Origin of the sequence: Sphingomonas glacialis (genome assembly GCF_014653575.1) — a bacterium.
Lineage (GTDB): Bacteria > Pseudomonadota > Alphaproteobacteria > Sphingomonadales > Sphingomonadaceae > Sphingomonas > Sphingomonas glacialis.
In genome coordinates, this window is sequence record NZ_BNAQ01000001.1 from 507,004 (window position 1) to 524,745 (window position 17,742).

Annotated in this window: 19 protein-coding genes and 1 tRNA gene; 6 read left to right on the plus strand and 14 right to left on the minus strand. The window is 63.3% G+C overall.

The annotated features are described in order from the left end of the window. Positions 1-28 precede the first annotated feature (28 nt). Positions 29-658, plus strand: coding sequence for a YceI family protein (locus tag IE187_RS02330; RefSeq protein WP_189674936.1), 630 nt, complete (start codon positions 29-31; stop codon positions 656-658). A 62-nt stretch (positions 659-720) separates the two neighbouring features. Here the strand turns inward: IE187_RS02330 and IE187_RS02335 are convergent, their stop codons facing one another. Continuing rightward, a complete protein-coding gene (locus IE187_RS02335) occupies positions 721-1,113 on the minus strand; it encodes a BLUF domain-containing protein (RefSeq protein WP_133188770.1) in 393 nt (130 codons plus the stop codon). 251 nt (positions 1,114-1,364) lie between these two features. Here IE187_RS02335 and leuA point away from each other — a divergent pair, with 251 nt between their 5' ends. Next, the gene (gene leuA / locus IE187_RS02340) at positions 1,365-3,023 is read left to right on the plus strand and encodes a 2-isopropylmalate synthase (RefSeq protein ID WP_189674937.1); all 1,659 of its coding nucleotides are present in this window, start codon (positions 1,365-1,367) and stop codon (positions 3,021-3,023) included. Between the two features lie 28 nt (positions 3,024-3,051). On the opposite strand, the gene IE187_RS02345 is transcribed toward leuA, so the two are convergent. From IE187_RS02345 to folE, 3 genes are read right to left on the minus strand one after another with little or no spacing between them, the layout of a single operon-like run. Beyond that, positions 3,052-3,408 (minus strand): dihydroneopterin aldolase, encoded by a 357-nt coding sequence (locus IE187_RS02345; RefSeq protein ID WP_133188773.1) that lies wholly within the window; start codon positions 3,406-3,408, stop codon positions 3,052-3,054. Beyond that, positions 3,405-4,157 carry an SDR family oxidoreductase gene (locus IE187_RS02350; RefSeq protein WP_189674938.1) on the minus strand — a complete coding sequence of 251 codons (753 nt, stop codon included), beginning with the start codon at positions 4,155-4,157 and terminating at the stop codon, positions 3,405-3,407. The genes IE187_RS02345 and IE187_RS02350 overlap by 4 nt, the downstream gene beginning before the upstream one ends. Continuing rightward, the gene (gene folE / locus IE187_RS02355; protein ID WP_133188777.1) at positions 4,154-4,777 is read right to left on the minus strand and encodes a GTP cyclohydrolase I FolE; all 624 of its coding nucleotides are present in this window, start codon (positions 4,775-4,777) and stop codon (positions 4,154-4,156) included. Before folE ends, IE187_RS02350 begins: the two co-directional genes overlap by 4 nt. 231 nt (positions 4,778-5,008) lie before the next feature. Here folE and IE187_RS02360 point away from each other — a divergent pair, with 231 nt between their 5' ends. The 3 genes from IE187_RS02360 to IE187_RS02370 all read left to right on the plus strand — a co-directional run bounded on the left by IE187_RS02360 (position 5,009) and on the right by IE187_RS02370 (position 8,251). Continuing rightward, positions 5,009-7,648, plus strand: a complete 2,640-nt coding sequence (locus IE187_RS02360; protein WP_189674939.1) for a TonB-dependent receptor — start codon at positions 5,009-5,011, stop codon at positions 7,646-7,648. Positions 7,649-7,724: 76 nt separating this feature from the next. After that, on the plus strand, positions 7,725-7,928 hold the full coding sequence (locus tag IE187_RS02365) for a hypervirulence associated TUDOR domain-containing protein (protein ID WP_133188781.1): 204 nt from the start codon (positions 7,725-7,727) through the stop codon (positions 7,926-7,928). Between the two features lie 41 nt (positions 7,929-7,969). Beyond that, entirely contained in the window at positions 7,970-8,251 is a 282-nt protein-coding gene (locus IE187_RS02370; RefSeq protein WP_133188783.1) for an SWIB/MDM2 domain-containing protein, read from the plus strand. A 124-nt stretch (positions 8,252-8,375) separates the two neighbouring features. Here IE187_RS02370 and IE187_RS02375 read toward each other — a convergent pair whose 3' ends face one another. The 7 genes from IE187_RS02375 to IE187_RS02405 form a co-directional block, all read right to left on the minus strand. After that, positions 8,376-8,561, minus strand: a complete 186-nt coding sequence (locus tag IE187_RS02375; protein ID WP_010186188.1) for a hypothetical protein — start codon at positions 8,559-8,561, stop codon at positions 8,376-8,378. 115 nt (positions 8,562-8,676) lie between these two features. Then, positions 8,677-8,753: transfer RNA gene (locus tag IE187_RS02380), tRNA-Arg, on the minus strand. Positions 8,754-8,839: 86 nt separating this feature from the next. Continuing rightward, positions 8,840-9,541 carry a class I SAM-dependent methyltransferase gene (locus IE187_RS02385; protein ID WP_133188785.1) on the minus strand — a complete coding sequence of 234 codons (702 nt, stop codon included), beginning with the start codon at positions 9,539-9,541 and terminating at the stop codon, positions 8,840-8,842. A 263-nt stretch (positions 9,542-9,804) separates the two neighbouring features. Next, entirely contained in the window at positions 9,805-10,266 is a 462-nt protein-coding gene (locus IE187_RS02390) for a DUF1178 family protein (protein ID WP_189674940.1), read from the minus strand. Continuing rightward, entirely contained in the window at positions 10,263-11,084 is an 822-nt protein-coding gene (locus tag IE187_RS02395) for a carbon-nitrogen hydrolase family protein (RefSeq protein ID WP_189674941.1), read from the minus strand. The genes IE187_RS02390 and IE187_RS02395 overlap by 4 nt, the downstream gene beginning before the upstream one ends. Then, a complete protein-coding gene (gene grxC, locus IE187_RS02400) occupies positions 11,081-11,338 on the minus strand; it encodes a glutaredoxin 3 (protein ID WP_133188791.1) in 258 nt (85 codons plus the stop codon). The genes IE187_RS02395 and grxC overlap by 4 nt, the downstream gene beginning before the upstream one ends. A 35-nt stretch (positions 11,339-11,373) precedes the next feature. After that, positions 11,374-12,108, minus strand: coding sequence for a ComF family protein (locus IE187_RS02405; RefSeq protein WP_189674942.1), 735 nt, complete (start codon positions 12,106-12,108; stop codon positions 11,374-11,376). A 44-nt stretch (positions 12,109-12,152) separates the two neighbouring features. Between IE187_RS02405 and IE187_RS02410 the strand changes: the two genes are divergently transcribed. Beyond that, the gene (locus tag IE187_RS02410) at positions 12,153-13,061 is read left to right on the plus strand and encodes a methyltransferase domain-containing protein (RefSeq protein ID WP_189674943.1); all 909 of its coding nucleotides are present in this window, start codon (positions 12,153-12,155) and stop codon (positions 13,059-13,061) included. Here the strand turns inward: IE187_RS02410 and IE187_RS02415 are convergent. From IE187_RS02415 to IE187_RS02425, 3 genes are read right to left on the minus strand one after another with little or no spacing between them, the layout of a single operon-like run. Beyond that, positions 12,999-13,388, minus strand: coding sequence for a response regulator (locus IE187_RS02415; RefSeq protein ID WP_133188797.1), 390 nt, complete (start codon positions 13,386-13,388; stop codon positions 12,999-13,001). The two genes, IE187_RS02410 and IE187_RS02415, sit on opposite strands and share 63 nt — an antisense overlap. Positions 13,389-13,447: 59 nt before the next feature. Continuing rightward, a complete protein-coding gene (locus tag IE187_RS02420; RefSeq protein ID WP_189674944.1) occupies positions 13,448-15,910 on the minus strand; it encodes an ATP-binding protein in 2,463 nt (820 codons plus the stop codon). 58 nt (positions 15,911-15,968) lie between these two features. Next, positions 15,969-17,282 carry an EAL domain-containing protein gene (locus IE187_RS02425; RefSeq protein ID WP_229839187.1) on the minus strand — a complete coding sequence of 438 codons (1,314 nt, stop codon included), beginning with the start codon at positions 17,280-17,282 and terminating at the stop codon, positions 15,969-15,971. Between the last annotated feature and the right edge of the window lie 460 nt (positions 17,283-17,742).

A 17,742-nucleotide genomic window follows, 5' to 3' on the forward strand; every position in this document is an offset into this window, starting at 1 on the left:
CTTGGGTATTTCTTAACAGGAGTATCTAATGCGCTTTAACCTGCTTCATGCCGCCACTACCGCCGCGCTGCTGATCGCCGCGCCCGCGCTCGCCCAGACCGCTTCGCCCGAGATGATGCGGGGGGCCGGCACCGTCGCCGACGTCAAGGCCGGCACCTACAAGATCGAGCCGAACCACACCCAGGTGACCTTCAGCGTCAGCCATTTCGGCATCTCGCCTTATGCCGGCACCTTCTCGAACGCCTCGGGCACGCTCACGCTCGATCCTTCCAAGCCCGCCGCGACCAAGCTCGACTTGACGCTCCCGATCGCGAGCGTCCAGACGACGAGCGATGTGCTCACGGGTGAGCTCAAGAGCGCCGACTGGTTCGATGCCGCCAAGTTCCCGACCGCGACCTTCCGCTCGACCAAGGTCGCGCAGATCGCCCCCGACGCCGTGCAGGTCGATGGCACGCTCACGCTCCACGGCGTGACCAAGCCCGTCAGCTTCCGCGCGAAGCTGTTCGGCGCGGCGACCAACCCGATGAGCAAGAAGGCATCGATCGGCTTCCTCGGCCGGATGATGATCCGTCGTTCGGACTTCGGCGTGACGAAGTACGTGCCCGTCGTGTCGGACGAGACCGTGCTTGTCATCAACGCCGCGTTCGAACTGCAATAAGCGACGCCTGGCCGCCAGTTTAGCCGGAACGGGCTCACTGGCGGCTTCGACGGGTCTGGGGCTCAGGCGGGCACGAGCGCGCGGAAATACTCGGCGGTTTCGCGCGATACGCCCAGCAACAGCCCGTGGAGGCGACGATCGAAATCGTCGACGCTCTCGCGCCGCTCCCGGTGCACCATCATCCAGTCGCCAAACTCGCGATCCTCGGTCTCGCGATCGATCAGGATGCGCAGGTCGCGATGGCGCGGGTCGCTCGTGAGGCTCAGGAGGAGATCGGCGATGCTGTCGTTCGGCCCCTCGAGCGCCTGCAGGAACTCGGACCCTTGCGTGTAGAGCAAGCCGGTAATCCCATCGAGCCCGTTGCGCAGCGACGCCTGCCGCAGGATCGCCACGGACTCGTCCTCGGCCCGACCGCTGGGATTGGTCGTGACGCTGGTATAGATGATTTGACGCATGGCCGCGGTTTACCCCAGCGCGTGTGCGCTGAAATTGATATCGCTCAACCCCATCTTGATGCTGGACACGGCCGATCGTCGAGCGCTATTCAACGCGCATGGATCTCGCCCTGGGCCTTACCTCGCTTCGACTTACGCGCCCTTAGGCGTGTACACTGCCGCGCGCCGATACCGGCCAGCGCGGCGCGCCTGAGGATCCCCCGCCCCTAGCGAACCGCGCCCCAAAACGGCGATTCCGAGCGAGACCGATCATGCTGCGTGACCCTTCGACCAAATACCGCCCCTTTCCGACGATCGACTTGCCCGATCGCCGCTGGCCGTCGCAGACGATCACCACCGCACCGCGCTGGCTGTCGACCGATCTGCGCGACGGGAACCAGGCGCTGATCGATCCGATGGACGCCGAGAAGAAGACCCGGATGTTCGACCTGATCGTCAAGGTCGGGATCAAGGAGATCGAAGTCGGCTTCCCCGCGGCGGGCGCGACCGAGTTCGATTTCATCTCGGGCCTCGTCACCAGCGGGCGCATCCCCGACGACACGATGATCCAGGTGCTGACGCAATCGCGCCGTGACCTGATCGAGAAGAGCTTCGCCTCGCTGCGTGGCGCGCCGCGCGCGATCGTTCATCTCTACAACGCCGTCAGCCCCGCCTGGCGCAAGATCGTGTTCGGCATGACCCGCGCCGAAGTGAAGCAGATCGCGATCGACGGCGCGATGATCCTGCGCGACCAGGCCGCAGCCCAGCCCGACACCGACTGGTTCTTCGAATACAGCCCAGAAACCTTCTCGACCGCCGAGCTCGATTTCAGCCTCGAGGTTTGCGAGGCGGTGATGGACGTGCTTCGCCCAACGCCCGACCACCAACTGATCCTCAACCTGCCCGCGACGGTCGAGTGCGCGACGCCCAACGTCTATGCCGACCAGATCGAATGGTTCGGCCGCAACATCCGGAACCGCGACACCGTCGCGCTCAGCCTGCACCCGCACAACGACCGCGGCACCGGCGTCGCCGCCGCCGAGCTCGGGCTGATGGCGGGCGCCGATCGCGTCGAGGGCTGCCTGCTCGGCAATGGCGAGCGCACCGGCAATTGCGACCTGGTGACGGTCGCGCTCAACATGTACACGCAAGGCCTTGATCCGAAGCTCGATTTTTCGGACATCGACGCGGTCGTCAACACCGTCAACTATTGCACGCAGCTCCCCGTCCACCCGCGCACGCCCTATGCCGGCGACCTGGTGTTCACCGCTTTCTCGGGCAGCCATCAGGATGCGATCAAGAAAGGCTTCGCCGCGCAGGAAGCCAAGAACGATACGCTGTGGGAAGTCCCCTATCTGCCGATCGACCCGGCCGATCTCGGGCGCAGCTACGAAGCGGTGATCCGCGTCAATTCGCAGAGCGGCAAGGGCGGCGTCGCCTGGGTGATCGAGCAGGACAAGGGCCTCAAGCTGCCCAAGCGGCTCCAGGCCGATTTCAGCCGTCACGTCCAGCGCCTCGCCGACGAGACAAGCCGCGAGATGAATGCGAGCGATATCTGGGGGCTGTTCGAGGCGACCTATCTCGCGCGTGACACGGATCGCTTCCGCTTGCTCGATTATACCGAGAGCGGGAGCGTCGGCGATCGCCTCTTTATCGGGCATGTCGCGGTCGATGGCGAGGAGCGCTCGATCTCGGGGCGCGGCAACGGCCTGATTTCGGGCGTGATCGCTGCACTTGGCGACACCACCGGGCCGCAGCTCGACGTCGTCGACTATAGCGAACATGCGATCGGCCACGGTGCCGATGCGCAGGCGGCGGCGTATGTCGAGTGCCGCACCGCTGGCGGGCAGACGGTATTCGGCGTCGGCATCGACGCCGACATCGCGACCGCGTCGGTCCGCGCCGTGCTCAGCGCCGCCAACCGCGCCTGATCCTCCCCGGCACGGGGAGGATCGCGCCTCACCGTGCCCGGATGATCTCGCACCCGACGGCCGCGTCGGGATAGATGTCGGGCTTCGACGTCCGCACCGTCACGCGTTCGACGCGCGAGTCGGCGAGACACAGCGCGGCGATCGCCTCGCACAGCGTTTCCTGGAGGTGGAAGTGCCGCCCGGCGATCAGCGCATGGACACCGCTTCGAACGAAATCGTAATCGAGCACGGCGTCGATCCGGTCCTCGCTCGGCGGGGTCGGATAGACCACCTCCATCCGCACCGAGACGATCACACGCTGCGGTGCGGCGAGTTCTTCGGGGTGGATCCCGAGCCCCATCGTGACCTCTAGGCCCTCGAGGACTGTGGTGAAGCGGGCGGTCATGCGCGGTCCTCGAACATTACGTCGCGGTCGCGCTTGAGGAAACGCTGGCCGCAATCGACGAATACATTCTGCCCCTCCAGCCCTTCGGCATCGAGCAGGAAACCCACCGCGCGTGCGATATCGCCGGGGTCGACCGGGCGTCGCAGCAGGTTCTTCGAGGCAGCGACAACGAACTCCGCCTCGCTCTGGTCGGCGCTCGGCAACGACAGGCCCGGCGACACCGCATTGACGCGGATCCGCGGGCCGAGGCCTTGCGCCAGCATCGTCGTCGCGCCGGTGAGCGCTATCTTGCCGCAGCTGTACGAGAAGAAGTCGGGATTGAGGTTGGCGACCTTCTGGTCGAGGATGTTGACGACCGCGCCCGCATCGAGATCGTCTTGCGAGGCGAGCGCGCTCGCCAGCAACACCGGCGCAGCGAGATTGACCGCCGCGTGCGTGCGCAGCGATGCCGCAGTGATGTCGGGCGGCGTATCATAGTCGAACAGCGACGCGCTGTTGACGAGCCCGCACAGCGGCCCGCCGAATGCCGTGCGTGCGGCAGCGAGAAGCGCCCCGGGAACGCCCGGATCGGCGAGATCGCCCGACACCACGATCGCGCCGGGTAGCTCGGCGGCGAGCGCATCGGCTTCGGCGCTCGAATGATGGTGATGGATCGCGACCCGCCACCCCTGCCCCGCAAGCTGTCGCGCGATCGTCGCGCCGAGCCGACGCGCCGCGCCGGTCACCAGAACGGTTCGCGCAGCGCTCATCCGCGCCCGATCAGCGCGAGCACTTCCTTGCGGCTGCGTTCGTCGTCGCGGAACACGCCCATCATCCGGCTCGTCACCATCGTCACGCCCGGCGTGCGCACGCCACGCGCGGTCATGCAGGCATGGCTCGCCTCGATCACCACCGCGACGCCGAGCGGCTTGAGGTTGGTCCAGATACAGTCGGCAACCTCGGCGGTCAGCCGCTCCTGCACTTGCAAGCGGCGCGCAAAGGCGTGGAGCACGCGTGCCAATTTGGAGATTCCCACGACATAATTGCCCGGCAGATAGGCGATGTGCGCCTTGCCGATGATCGGCGCCATGTGATGCTCGCAATGCGACTGGAAGGGGATGTCCTTGAGCAAGACGATCTCATCATAGCCGCCGACTTCCTCGAACACGCGCGACAGATGCTTGGCCGGATCGTCGGTATAACCGACGCAATATTCCTTCCACGCCCGCGCGACTCGCGCCGGCGTGTCGAGCAAACCCTCGCGCGTGGGATCGTCGCCCGTCCAGCGGATCAGCGTGCGAACCGCATCGGCAACCGCATCGGGCACCACAATCTTGCCGTCAGCGCCGACCTGAGTGCTGCCGAAATCTTCATCTTTACGTCCGTCCACGCTGCTTCCTTCGCGATCCACCCATGCAATGACCGTACGGCGGCTTGGGTTCGCCGTACTGCAACATGGAAATAGTCCTTATTTGCAACTCTACCGGGCGGCTTGCGCCATTGCACGCCCCCGCCGTTAGGTAATTTAGCCCATTGACTATGCCTCGCCATTTAACGAACCTGATCTTCGAAAACCGTCATCCGGCACAGACTGGAGGCGGCAGAGACAGGGGATGCCATCATGAAGAAATTCGAACTGCTCGCTGCGTCGGCGTTGGTCTCGCTCTACGCGTGTCCCGCAGCGGCGCAAGATACAAGTGCAACGGCGCCAGCCCCGCAAAGCGCGCCGTCGCGATCGACGCCGAGCAGCGCCAGCCAGGACAGCAGCGACGACATCATCGTTACCGCCGCAAAGCGCGAGCAATCCTTGCAGGACGTGCCGATCTCGGTTTCCGTGACCAGCCAAGCGACGATCGAACGGGCGCAGATCAGGGATCTGATCGACCTGCAGTCGGTCGTCCCCTCGCTCAAAGTGCCGCAGCTCAACGCAACCGGGCAGACGAACTTCATCATTCGCGGCTTCGGCAACGGCAACGGCAATGACGGTATCGAAAGCTCGGTCGGCGTTTTCATCGATGGCGTCTATCGCTCGCGCACGTCGTCGGCGCTCGACGATTTGCCTGAGATCGAACGCGTCGAAGTGCTGCGCGGCCCGCAGTCGACATTGTTCGGCAAGAACGTTTCGGCCGGCGCTATCAGCATCACGACGCGGCGCCCATCCTTTGCATGGGGCGGCAAGGCCGAGGTCAGCATCGGCAATTACGGGCTGATCAACCCTAAGGCGACGATCACTGGACCGATCACCGACACGCTCGCTTTCCGGCTTTCGGGCAGCGTCAATCAGCGCGACGGGTATTTCAGAAATCTGACGACCGGTGCGAAGATCAATGACCGCGATCGCGCCTCGATCCGCGCCGACATTCTGTTCGAGCCGTCGTCGGACTTCTCGGTCCGCGTCATCGGCGACTACAACCTCGTCAAGGAAGTCTGCTGCGGCGTCACGTCGATCTTCAACGGGCCGCGTACCCTTGCGATCGGGGCGGCGGGCTTCGCGATCTCCGACACGACCAAGATCTTCGACCGCAACGTCATCTTCAACACCGACCCTAAAAATCGCCTGCAAGGTAAGGGCATTTCCGGTGAGATAGACTGGAACCTCGGGATCGCGAAACTGACCTCGATCACCGCGTATCGCGAGCAAGTGAATGAGTCGAACCAAGACATTGATTTCACCGGCGCCGATGTCTCGAACAACATCACGGCAAACAAGATCAAGACGTTCACGCAGGAAGTGCGGTTGACGTCAAACAGCGACGGCCCGTTCAGCTGGCTGCTCGGCGGCTTTTACCAGCACGAAAACGTCGACACTGGCCGCGACATCCGTTTCGGCAAGGACATCCGCACTTTCGTGAACGGGCTGACCGGCGGGCCTGGGGGACTGATCTTCGCGCTCGAATCGCTCCAGCGCGCCACCAACCCTGCAATTACCCCCGGCAGCTATTATTTCACGCAAGGCCAAGGGATCTCTGATCGCTACAAGCTCAAGCAGGACAGCTATTCGATCTTTGGCCAGGCAGACTATAAGATCACAGATCGTCTCACCATCACAGGCGGGCTCGCCTATCTCAACGATCGCAAGGCCGCGGTATCCAACGTCGTCCTCAACGACCGTTTCTCGCTTCTGAACCTTGAAAATGTTCCCGGTCTGGGCGTTCTCCCATTTGCCGCGCTGCCTGCATCGATCTCGGGCTGCCTGCTGCAAAAGGGCTTCAATCCGGCGACGACCGCGGGCAACGTGCCCGTCAATTTGTTCGGCGCATCGCTCGGCTCCTCGCTGCCGGGTCCAGGCAGCGCACCCTGCCCAGCCTCGCCGGCCGGACTCAATCCATTCGGCCTCAACGCTCTCCAGTTCTTCTACGGCAACAGCCCTGCGCACGCGCCGATCAACTTCCCCAACGCGACGGAATCGGGCATTCTCAAGGGTGACAAGGTCACCTATGCGGCTCGCGCGGCGTACAATTTCGGGGTCGTGAACGCCTATATCAGTTACTCGACCGGCTGGAAGGCGGGTGCCTTCAACCTGTCGTCGGACAGCCGCCCACCGCTCAACGGCGTCGGACGCACCGCAGCACCGGAGAATGTTACCGTTTACGAAGCCGGACTGAAGGCCAGGTTCAAGGGCGGCTATTTCAACGTCGCGGTCTTCAAGCAGACCATCAAGGGTTTCCAGTCAAACGCGTTCACCGGGCTGGGTTACAGCCTGGTCAATGCCGGCCAACAATCTGTCAAAGGGTTCGAGATCGACGCCGCGTACAAGCCAATCTCGTGGCTGTCGCTCAACGGCGCGGTGACCTATCTCGATCCGAAATATGACAGCTTCACTGGCGCGGCGTGCGTTTCGTACGACACGGTGCGGTGCCCGATCAATCCGCTGACCGGCCTCATTCCTAATTTCCGCAACCTCACCGGGACGAAGCCGACGGGCATTCCCGAGTGGAGCTCGTCGGTTTCGGCGGTCATCTCGCACACCTTCAGCCCAAGCGTCAGCGCCTATCTGCGCGGCGAATACGACTATACCAGCAAGTTCCAGCTCACCGATACGGTGCCACCGGCGCTCAACACCTATGGCCAGAACAACGTGAATGCGAGCCTTGGCTTCACCTTCGAGAAGGCCAAGCTCGAGGCGATGCTGTGGGTTCGCAATTTGACGAAGGACAACCAGTTGATCAGCGCATTCCCGACGGTCGCACAGGATGGGAGCTATAGCGGCTATCCCAATCAGCCGCGGACCTATGGCTTGACGCTGCGCAAGGCGTTCTGATCGGTCGGTTGGAGCCCCCCGATGCAACCGAATGCCTGCGCCGTGCGCTGCATTGCTACAGACAAGGAGCGTAGCAATGACCGAACCAAAGAAGGGTGATCACGTCACCTGGAAATCGCACGGCGGCACGGCACACGGCGTGGTCGAGAAGAAGCAGACCAAACCGACCACGATCAAGGGGCACAAAGTCGCCGCAACACCCGAGAATCCCGAGTTCATTGTTAGGAGTGACAATGGCGGAAAGGCAGCGCACAAGAGCGCAGCGCTAACGAAGGCGTGAAACCGATGTCGGTTTTAACGGCACATCAGGAAGGACAATCTATGGCCAAGACCCCAACCGCAAAGAGCGACGCCCCCAAGACTGGCGGCATCTTTGCGCCCATCACGCCTTCGGCCGACCTCGCCGAGATCGTCGGCGCGGACAAGCTGCCGCGGAGCGAAGTGATCAGCAAGGTCTGGGCGTACATCAAGCAGCATGAGCTCCAGAACCCGGAGAACAAGCGCGAGATCGTCGCCGACGAAAAGCTGAAGAAGATCTTCGGCAAGGACCGGGTCACGATGTTCGAGATGAACAAGCATCTCGCTGGCCATATGAAGGCCTGAGCGCTTCCACACAGTTTAGCACCATGGCACCGACACTCCTCACGGACTGTCGGTGTCTTGCGTTTGAGCGCCTTCGAATGATCGGCCTGCCATCGGGCAGAAACCGCGTCTTCGCGGCGATGGATCAGCCCGCGAGTTTTGCCGCCGCGTTCACGACAGCGCGCGCCGCGGTCGCCTCATTGGCTTCCGCCATCGCTTCCCACGCATAAGCCGACCGCTCGTGCATCTCGCGACGGTTGGCGAGCGTGGTCTTCTGCGCGGCTTCACGCTGCGCAGCGGCGTTGGCGCGGTAGGTTTCGCTGGGTGTCATAGGATTTCACGATTCCGCGGGCGGCGATCCGCCCGTCTCATTAGGTTGCGGCAAGCAAGGGTGGTCTGGCGTGCGTTCAGCTATCGCGGCGCTCCAAACCCCCGTCGGACGACAATGGTGCCCCCGAGTGGATTCGAACCACCGGCCTGCGGTTTAGGAAACCGTCGCTCTATCCACCTGAGCTACGGGGGCTCCGGGGATGTCCCTAGATTTGCAGCGCCCCCAGGTCAATCTCGATCACATCACAGCCCGTGCAGAGTTGAGTTGCACGCGGCCTGTCAGCGGTAGGCGTGAACGATCATGCGACGGGTTTTCAAGTCTGCTCGCGGCAACCACGAAACTGCATGAGGCTTGCCGGCAATCGTGACGTCGATCCGCGAAAAACCCAGGCGCTCGAGCAGCAAGCGCACCAGCGCGGGATTGGGCGCCCAGAAATTGGTCGGATCCCCGCCGAGCTCGTGGCTCTGGATGAAACGTGCCAACGGCGCCTTGGTATTGATCATCGTCGTCTCGGTTTCGACGACCAAATGATCGCGGCACATTGCCGCGGCCGCCTCGAGATGGCGGTAGATGTCGGTGACGTGATACAGGACGCCGAGGAACAGCACGACATCGAACTGACCGAACTTTTCGGGCGTCAGACCCAATGGCTCGACGTCGAACGAGCGGACCTTGGAGCCAAGCCGGGAATGAATGAAATCAAAGCCGTCCTTGGTGCCCCAGCCCGGCCCGGACCAGCAGAAATGATCGGTCGCCAGCACATCCGCGGCACCGCGTCGCTCAGCCTCGAACGAGAAATACCCATCCCAAGCGCCGATATCGAGCACGCTTTTGCCGGTCAGGTCATCGGGCAGGATCGCCGCGGCCTCGCGCCGGAGAATCGCTTCGGACTTATAGCCCTTGATCGATTCACCGTCGGGCAAGTCGAACGAATGAAACCATTGAATGCCATGCGCTACGCAATCAGCTAGATTCGCCACTTACGGTATTCCCTGCTTTTATCGGTTACGTCGCGATAGGTTTCGAACGAGGTGCCAAGGCTCGCAGCATTGGCGGAGGATCGAGCCCGGCGGCCCCTGCGGTGCCGTTGGTCTGAACCATAGCTGCCGGGGCGGGGCAACCGCAAATCCGCTCTAACCAACGCTGCGCACGATGTTTGTATCACGGGCAGGTCACCAAGCAAAACACGCCAGCCAGCGCCCGCAATAGGGTCAGCCGCACCCGACTGCCGTAACAAACCCGGTCAGTTCACCGATCGGGGCGGGACGACTGGCAGGGGTAGCGCGGCGATCGGGACGCCGTCGTCGATCAACGCCTTCGCCTCCGCCACCGTGGTTTCTCCGTGGATCGGTGTGGACGCCGTCTCCCCGACATGCATCGCACGCGCCTGGTCGGCAAAACCGCGTCCGACCCATTGCGAGGTTTCAAGCATTTGCGCCTGTGCAGAGGCCAGAGCGTGCAGCGCGGCCTTGATTGCTTGCGGCGTGGGTTGCGCTGGCGAATCCGGCTTGGTGACGGCGATCGCGCTGCGGCTATTCCCCTTGGCGCCGACGTTGGGCGCCATCACGGCCTTGGTCACCGTCCGATCGCCGCAGATCGGGCACGCCAGAAGGCCGCTTTCCTGCTGGTCCTCAAACGCGCGGCTCGACCCGAACCACGCCTCGAACACGTGCGTCTTCGAACAGCGCAAATCGAACACGATCACGCCGACGTGACCTCGGGGATCGGGCGACGGTGCGCGAGAACCGGAATCCGCGCTCGCACATCGGCGATACGGACCGCGTCAATCTCGGCAAAACCGAGCCCCGCCGCGTCGCCCATGTCGAGGATCACCTCGCCCCATGGATCGACGACGAGCGAATGGCCGTAGGTCTCCCGTCCGTCCTGGTGCGTCCCGCTCTGTGCAGCGGCGACGACATAGGCGCCCGCCTCGATCGCGCGTGCGCGGAGCAGCACATGCCAGTGTGCGGCACCGGTCGGCCTGGTAAACGCCGCAGGCACCGCAAGCACCGTCGCGCCGGCGTCGCTCAACGCGCGATAGAGATCAGCAAAGCGAAGATCGTAGCAGATCGACAGGCCAAGCGCTCCTGCCGGTGTCTGCGCGACAACGGCGCCCGCGCCCGGGGCATAGCTCGCCGATTCGCGCCAGCTCTCCCCGCTCGGCAAATCGACATCGAACAGATGAAGCTTGTCGTAACGCGCGCGGATCGCGCCGCTATCGTCGATCACGAATGCGCGGTTCGCGAGCCGACCGTCAGGGCCGAGCACCGCAAGCGATCCGAGATGGACCCAAAGGCGATGCTCCGCCGCGGCCGATCGCACGGCCGACAGCACCGGGTCGTCCTCCTCGCGGCGGAGGTGCTGCGCCGCACGGCCGCGGTCCCGATCGACCAGCCCCGACATTTCCGGGGTAAACAGCATCGCCGCACCGGCCGCGGCGGCGTCCGCAACGGCCGATACGATCGTCCTGGCGTTGGCGGCGGGATCGATCCCGCTCGTCATCTGCGCCAGCGCGATCTTCATGCCGCCAGCAGCGCGTCCAGCTTGCCCGCGCGCTCGAGCGCGGCGAGATCGTCCGATCCGCCGACATGCTTCCCGTCGATGAAGATCTGCGGGACGGTAGTGCCGCCATTGGCACGTTCGAGCATTTCGGCACGCTTGGGACCGCCCATCGTGATGTCGAACTCCTCGGGCGTGGCGCCCTTCGAGGCGAGCAGCTTCATCGCACGCGCGCAATAGGGACAGAAGGCTTTGGTATAGATTTCGATCTTTGGCATCGATCAAAGATGTGGACGCAAGGCGGTGTTGTCAATCAGCGAGCGTCGCGCGCGTCGTCGAGGACGCGCGCCCAGCACAGGATCGAGACCTTCGCGGCCCCCGCGCGCAAGAGGACGCGTACGCACGCATCGGTGGTGGCGCCGCTGGTATAGATGTCGTCGATCAGGACGACCGTCTTGTCGCGCAGGCAGGCGTGCGGATCGACCACGCGAAATACCCCCGCCACTGCCCGCGCCCGTGCCTTGGCGCCCATACCGCGCAGCGGCGGTGTGGCCCGCACGCGGCGAAGCAGAAGCGGATCGTTCGGCACGTCGCATGCAATCGTCAGCGCGTGCGCAATCAGCGCCGCCTGGTTGAAGCCGCGCGACCATAAGCGCCAGCGATGCAACGGCACCGGGATCAGCAACGCCGCATCGGCGGGCATCAGCCGCGCCATTTGCCGCCCGACGGTCTCGGCGAGGGCGGTGCGGCCACCATATTTCAGGCGGAGCGCAACGGTGCGCGCGACTTCGCCATAAGCGACTGCGGCGTGGATGCCGGCATGGTCGGGCAGGTCGGCGAGGCACCGCGCACAGAACGCGTCGTCGCCGCGATCATAGGCGAACGGACCGTTGCATCCGGCACACCAGGGCGGCGCTAGAAAGCGCAATTTGCCCCAGCACTCGGCGCAGAACTGATGGTCGTCGCCCGTTACGCCGCCACATCCCGGGCAGCGCGGCGGAAGCGCGAAATCGGCGACGAAGCGCAAGGGGATAAGCCAGGGCGACACGCCGGCCCTTGTCGCGCGGCCTCGCCAGCGGCACAAGCGCGGCAATGAGCGTCCCCGATATCTTCGACCGCGATGCGCGCCGCCTTCGCCGCGACCGCGCCGCCCCCGGCTTTGCCGCGTTCGATTTCCTGCGCACGGCGATGCTCGACGGGATCACCGAGCGATTGGCGAGCGTGACGCATCGCTTCACCGACATGCTCGATCTCGGCTGCTTCGACGGCGCGCTGCAAGGCCCCGAAGGCGCGACCGTCACGCGCTGCGACGCGGGCGCGGCGTTCGCGGCGCGCGCAGGCGGCATACAGGCGGACGAGGACCGGCTCCCCTTTGCCGCCGGCGCGTTCGACCTGGTCGTCTCGGTGGGCGTGCTCGACAGCGTCAACGATCTGCCGGGTGCTTTGACGCTCGCGCGGCGTGCGCTGCGGCCCGATGGGCTGTTCCTCGCGGCGTTTTGCGGGATGGGTACGCTGTCGACGCTGCGCGCGGTCCTGCGCGAGGCCGAAGGCGATCGCCCCGCGGCGCGGATCCATCCGCAAATCGACGTGCGATCAGCGGGGGACTTGCTGATGCGCGCCGGCTTCGCGCTCCCGGTTGCCGATATCGAGCCGCTGAGCGTGCGCTATCGCGGCATCGGTGGCTTGCTCCGCGATCTGCGCGGGATGGGCGGCACCAACATCCTGCGCGACCGCACCCCGTTACGCCGCGACACGCTCGCGCGCGCGGCAGACCTGTTCGCGGCGCGCGCGGAGCCCGACGGCAAGACCGTCGAGCATTTCGATATCGTCTATCTTACCGGCTGGTCCCCTGCCCCGTCGCAATCCAAACCGGCGCGACGCGGCAGCGCGACCGCATCGATGGAGGGCGTGCTCGGGCGACCGGCCGGCAGCGCGCACTTAGCCGATCATCCCGTCGCCAATCCCCTTGGCGAGCATCCGTCCGATCGCATCGAACAGTGAGTCCATCGCGACGGGCTTGAACAGCACTTCGTCGGCCCCCTCGGCAAGGCATCGCTCGCGCAGATCGACCGCAGTATCGGCGGTGAGGACGATGACCGGCAGATCGGCCTTTGCGTCGCCGCGCCCGCGGATGCGGCGCAATGTCTCAAAGCCATCCATCCCCGGCATGCGCAGGTCGAGCAACACGATCACGAAGTCTTGAGTGTCGATCAGCGCGAGACCGGCTTCGCCGCTCTCGGCACCAGTCATGGTTGCGCCCGCGACATCGAGCATGTCCTTCACAACACGGCGATTCATTGGGTCGTCTTCGATGAACAGAATATTCATCACACCATAGCCAAGCGATTAAAGGGGTAGGACACATACGACATTACGGAATCTCTATTTCATGCCGCTTGAGTGACACGGGTGAATACGGTGCGACCATCATCGGGGGCGCTGTCGAACAACACCGCCGCAAGCGCAACACCCGCGATCGGTTTGGCGACAAGCTGATCGATCCCTGCGACGGAAAAACGGACACGGTGCGCTTCATCGGGTGCAGGCCACAACAATGTCGTCCGTACGGGACAGCTACCGAGCGTGGCAAGTGCCGCATCGAGATCCGGCTCGGCCGTGATCGTGCCGTCATCGATCAGCACATGGGCGACACCGCCCTCCCCGATCCGGGCGACCGCTTCGTCAACCGACGACGCGAACACGATCTCGCCCGCGCGCGCGGCGAGCACGGCGCGCAACATGCTTCGCGAAATGGGGTTGCGGTCGAGAATGAGGAGTGCGGTCGCCTCCACGGCCGGATCCACCGCGACCGCCGCGGGGGCTGCAGCCAGTCGTAACGGCAGTTCGAGCGTAAAGGTCGACCCACTTCCGACTGTGCTCGTGACGCCGATCGCGCCGTCCATCGCCTCGGCCAGGTTCAGACAGATGGCAAGGCCAAGACCCGTACCGCCGAATTGCCGCGTCGTGCCCGCATCGACCTGTCGGAACGATTCGAAGATGATGCCGAGCTTGTCGGCGGGAATGCCGATCCCGCTGTCGGTGACCGCGATCGCCAGAACCGAATCCCTCGCCGATGCGGCAAGCCGGATTTCACCCGCCGCGGTGAACTTCAGCGCATTCGACAACAGGTTGAAGGCGATCTGCCGCACGCGCGCGGCGTCACCGACCACGTGATCGGGGCAACCGTCGAGGTCGAGCACGAAGCGCACGCCCTTCGCACGCGCTTGCTCCTCCCACAGCCGTGAGACGTCGCGCAGCGTAGCCTTGAGATCGTACGGCACGTCTTCGAGCGTGAGGTTGCCGGTTTCCATCTTCGCCACATCGAGAATGTCGTCGACGAGGGCCCGCATCGAGACGCCCGCACCGTGGACGACGCCGATCCGATCCCGCAACGAATCGGTTAGCGTCCGGTCGGCGAGCATCACCTGCGTCATGCCGAGGATGCCGTTGAGCGGCGTCCGGATCTCGTGGCTGGTCGTCGCGAGAAATTCGGTCTTGGCGGCGAGCGCCTTGGCGAGCGCGGCGTTGGTCTTGGCAAGGTCGACGTTGGCAGCGCGCACCTCGTTGCGGCTGCGGCGGATAGTGATCAAGCCGAAAGCGAGCATCGCCATGATGATCAGCGTCGCGACCGCGGCGCCACCGAAGATCGTTTGCTGAGTGCGGGCACGCAGCTTCGCATCGTCGATGTTGCGCTGCAGTTGCGCGCGCCGGAGCTTCTCGAGGTTGAGCTCCTGGCTCGCGAAATCGAACCGCGCGGCGGCGAGCGCGGTGTTGGCCGAAGCGGCCAACTCGGACGTCTTGTCGTCGAGCGCCTTGAGCGCCTCGAGATGGATCAGCGCCTGCGCCTGATTCCCGGCCTGTTTGAAGATGTCATAAGCGGTCTGATGCGCCTCGCGAACGTCGAGCGTGGGGGCTTCGGGATCGACATTGACGAGGGCGCGCGTGATCAATCGTTCGGAGAGCGTCAAATGGTCGCGTAATCGAGCGGACCAAGCGGAGAGCACAAGAAATTGATTGCGATCGGCGAGCGCTTCCGCGCCACGCGATAATTCCGCACCCTGCGCAATCGTCTGGTCTGCGGCACGCACTTGCCCCTCGAGGAGCTCGACGCGGGCTATGTTCCGCAATGTTTTAGCGGTGAGCAAAGAACTCTTAAGACTGCGAGTGATAATCAGCGTAGTCTGGAACTCGGCCAAAGCACTCTTGAATCGACCCAGTTCCTTTAAAGCATTACCACGATTATTGTGGATTGAGTAAAGTAGCTGCGGGTCACCGTCAAATACGTCTAGAGCCTGGCCGTAATACCTCAGTGCAGTTTGGTTGTCATTTGCCTCTTGATATAGAATTCCGATACAAATCAAGGCAATAGAACGGCTTCGCGTCTCGCCAACCTCGTGAAAAATCTGGTGAGCTCGTTGATAAGACGATAAGGCACCTGCCACGTCCGCCGTCGATGTTTGGAAACCGCCCTTGGAAAGCAGTAAATCACCATTTAATTTGGTGACAGGCCCTGCAGTTGAAACAAGCGCTATCGCACGATCGATGAGAGGTGTCGCGCGGCCGCTTTCATTGAGTTGGAGATAGGCTTCGCCCTGCAACCATAGCGCGGTTGCGACTCCAATCGCTCGGTTGCGCCCACTCTTGCGGGAAGCCAGCGCCTCTGCCCGTCTCGCAAGTTCGATAGCTTGCGCGGGAGCGACGACCATCTTGGATTTAGCTTCTGCTGTCAAAGCCTCAAAGCTAGCGGACGTAGATTGAAGATCACGAGCGCCAGCCTGATGAGCGACGAAACCAGCAGCAATCGCCACCGCTACCAAAATCGCAATCGCGCGTAGGAAGGGCCGCCACATTATCGGTATGATATTATATGAAGTGTTAAAAGCGCGCTAACTTCTAAATTTTGAAGGTTCAGGCACTTTTCCAGAACGCTGCCGAACGCTGGAACATCGACTTGCGCGGATCCTCTGCCGGGCGCTCGCGGTAATCGTGGAGGAAGCGCCGGAAGGCATCAATCGAGACCGGGCGGCTGATCAGATATCCCTGGATCATGTCGCACCCCATCACCGATAGGAGCGCCATCGCCGCTTGGGTCTCGACGCCTTCGGCCGTCACTTCCATGTCGAGCGCATGCGCAAGGTCGATCGTCGACCGCACGATCAAAGGATCGCGATTGCTGCTGGTCAATTGCAAGACAAACATCTTGTCGATCTTGAGCTCGCGCGCCGGCAGCTGTTTGAGATAGGCGAGCGACGAAAGCCCCGCCCCATAATCGTCGATCGCAATTACGATGCCTTGATCAGCCAGAATCTGCAGATTGGCGATGGCGCATTCCGGATCGCGAATGACGGCGGTCTCGGTGATCTCAAAGCCGATCTTGACGCCGCCTTCGCGCACCGCGGCGCATGCCGTTTCGACGAAATGCTTGTCGCCGAGCAACTGGCCGGAAATGTTGATGAAGATCGTCAGGTCATGGCCGTCGGCGGCGAGCACGCGCTGGTCGCGGATCACCTCATCGATCGTCCAAAGCGTCAGTGCGGAAATTTGCCGAGCTTCCTCGGCGACCGTGATGAAGTCACCGGGCAGGATCAATCCGCGAGTCGGGTGCTGCCAGCGAACCAGTGCCTCGGCGCTGGTGATTTCCTGCTTACGAACATGCACCTTGGGCTGATACTGGAGGAACATCTCGCCACCGGCGATGGCACGCGGCAGCTCGCGCGTCAGTGTCAGCCGATCGAACGCGGCAGTGCCCGCCGACAGATCGCGCAGGACGGTGTCCTGATCGGCATGGGTATCGTCGAGCGCCCCTTCGGCTTCTTCGACCAAGCGGACGTCTTCGGTCGTACCACGCGGCGCCCCGGCTGCCCCCACCAGAATCTCGAAAGCGTGCAATTCGGTGTCGATGTCGAACGGTCGCGCCGTTGCCTCTCGCAACTTTGCAACAGCAGCTTCAAGCGCTCCGAAGCCATCACCGATAAACGCCACTTCGATCGTAGCACGACCAATCGCCAGGCTCGACGCCTCGGGCAACGCCACCGCAATACGCGCCTCGAGTTCGCGCGCGAGGTCTTCGGCGCGGGTTGGCCCGAGATGACGGCGCAGCGCGGCAAAATTTCCGATCTGGACGAGGCACACGAACTGCCATGCACCGATCCGGACAGGCGCCGCGCCGCGTTGCAGACCACGTTTTACGTTGGTGCGGCGCGAGGGTGCGACGCTGGCCACGGTAGTGGCGCCATCGGCAGCACCGCGTGGCGATGAACCCCGGGCCGGACGCCGGGGAGGAAGGTGAGGTTGCAGGATGCGCGCCATGACACTGGGCTAACCGCCAGCATTGAAAGAACAGTTAAGGCACACCCGGAACGAGGCCGACCGGGCAAAGTCTGATTGATTCATCGTTAACAGTGCATTAAGGATGTTTTGCATCCAACTGGATGCGTATGGGAGAAAAGTAATGTTGCGTTTTATCCTCGCGATGATCTACGGCGAAAACGCTCGCCCCTTCTAAACCTCGTTCCGACCCGACACGAACGAAATCAGGTCCTTTTTGGAGCGAGTTATCGGCAGTGTCGGGTCATCTCTTCCTAGACCTCATATTCGAAGTGAAGATTGCCCAATATAAAACTGCGTACCCGATGATCGTTTCTGATCTGGCGGACGCACTAGATTTCAGTTCGGCCGACAC

Excerpts from the sequence above, each read along its gene's own strand:
- IE187_RS02330 (WP_189674936.1), top strand. The coding sequence starts at position 29 with ATGCGCTTTAACCTGCTTCATGCCGCCACTACCGCCGCGCTGCTGATC.
- IE187_RS02335 (WP_133188770.1), bottom strand. The coding sequence starts at position 1,113 with ATGCGTCAAATCATCTATACCAGCGTCACGACCAATCCCAGCGGTCGG.
- leuA (WP_189674937.1), top strand. The coding sequence starts at position 1,365 with ATGCTGCGTGACCCTTCGACCAAATACCGCCCCTTTCCGACGATCGAC.
- IE187_RS02345 (WP_133188773.1), bottom strand. The coding sequence starts at position 3,408 with ATGACCGCCCGCTTCACCACAGTCCTCGAGGGCCTAGAGGTCACGATG.
- IE187_RS02350 (WP_189674938.1), bottom strand. The coding sequence starts at position 4,157 with ATGAGCGCTGCGCGAACCGTTCTGGTGACCGGCGCGGCGCGTCGGCTC.
- IE187_RS02360 (WP_189674939.1), top strand. The coding sequence starts at position 5,009 with ATGAAGAAATTCGAACTGCTCGCTGCGTCGGCGTTGGTCTCGCTCTAC.
- IE187_RS02365 (WP_133188781.1), top strand. The coding sequence starts at position 7,725 with ATGACCGAACCAAAGAAGGGTGATCACGTCACCTGGAAATCGCACGGC.
- IE187_RS02370 (WP_133188783.1), top strand. The coding sequence starts at position 7,970 with ATGGCCAAGACCCCAACCGCAAAGAGCGACGCCCCCAAGACTGGCGGC.
- IE187_RS02375 (WP_010186188.1), bottom strand. The coding sequence starts at position 8,561 with ATGACACCCAGCGAAACCTACCGCGCCAACGCCGCTGCGCAGCGTGAA.
- IE187_RS02395 (WP_189674941.1), bottom strand. The coding sequence starts at position 11,084 with ATGAAGATCGCGCTGGCGCAGATGACGAGCGGGATCGATCCCGCCGCC.
- grxC (WP_133188791.1), bottom strand. The coding sequence starts at position 11,338 with ATGCCAAAGATCGAAATCTATACCAAAGCCTTCTGTCCCTATTGCGCG.
- IE187_RS02410 (WP_189674943.1), top strand. The coding sequence starts at position 12,153 with ATGAGCGTCCCCGATATCTTCGACCGCGATGCGCGCCGCCTTCGCCGC.
- IE187_RS02415 (WP_133188797.1), bottom strand. The coding sequence starts at position 13,388 with ATGAATATTCTGTTCATCGAAGACGACCCAATGAATCGCCGTGTTGTG.
- IE187_RS02420 (WP_189674944.1), bottom strand. The coding sequence starts at position 15,910 with ATGTGGCGGCCCTTCCTACGCGCGATTGCGATTTTGGTAGCGGTGGCG.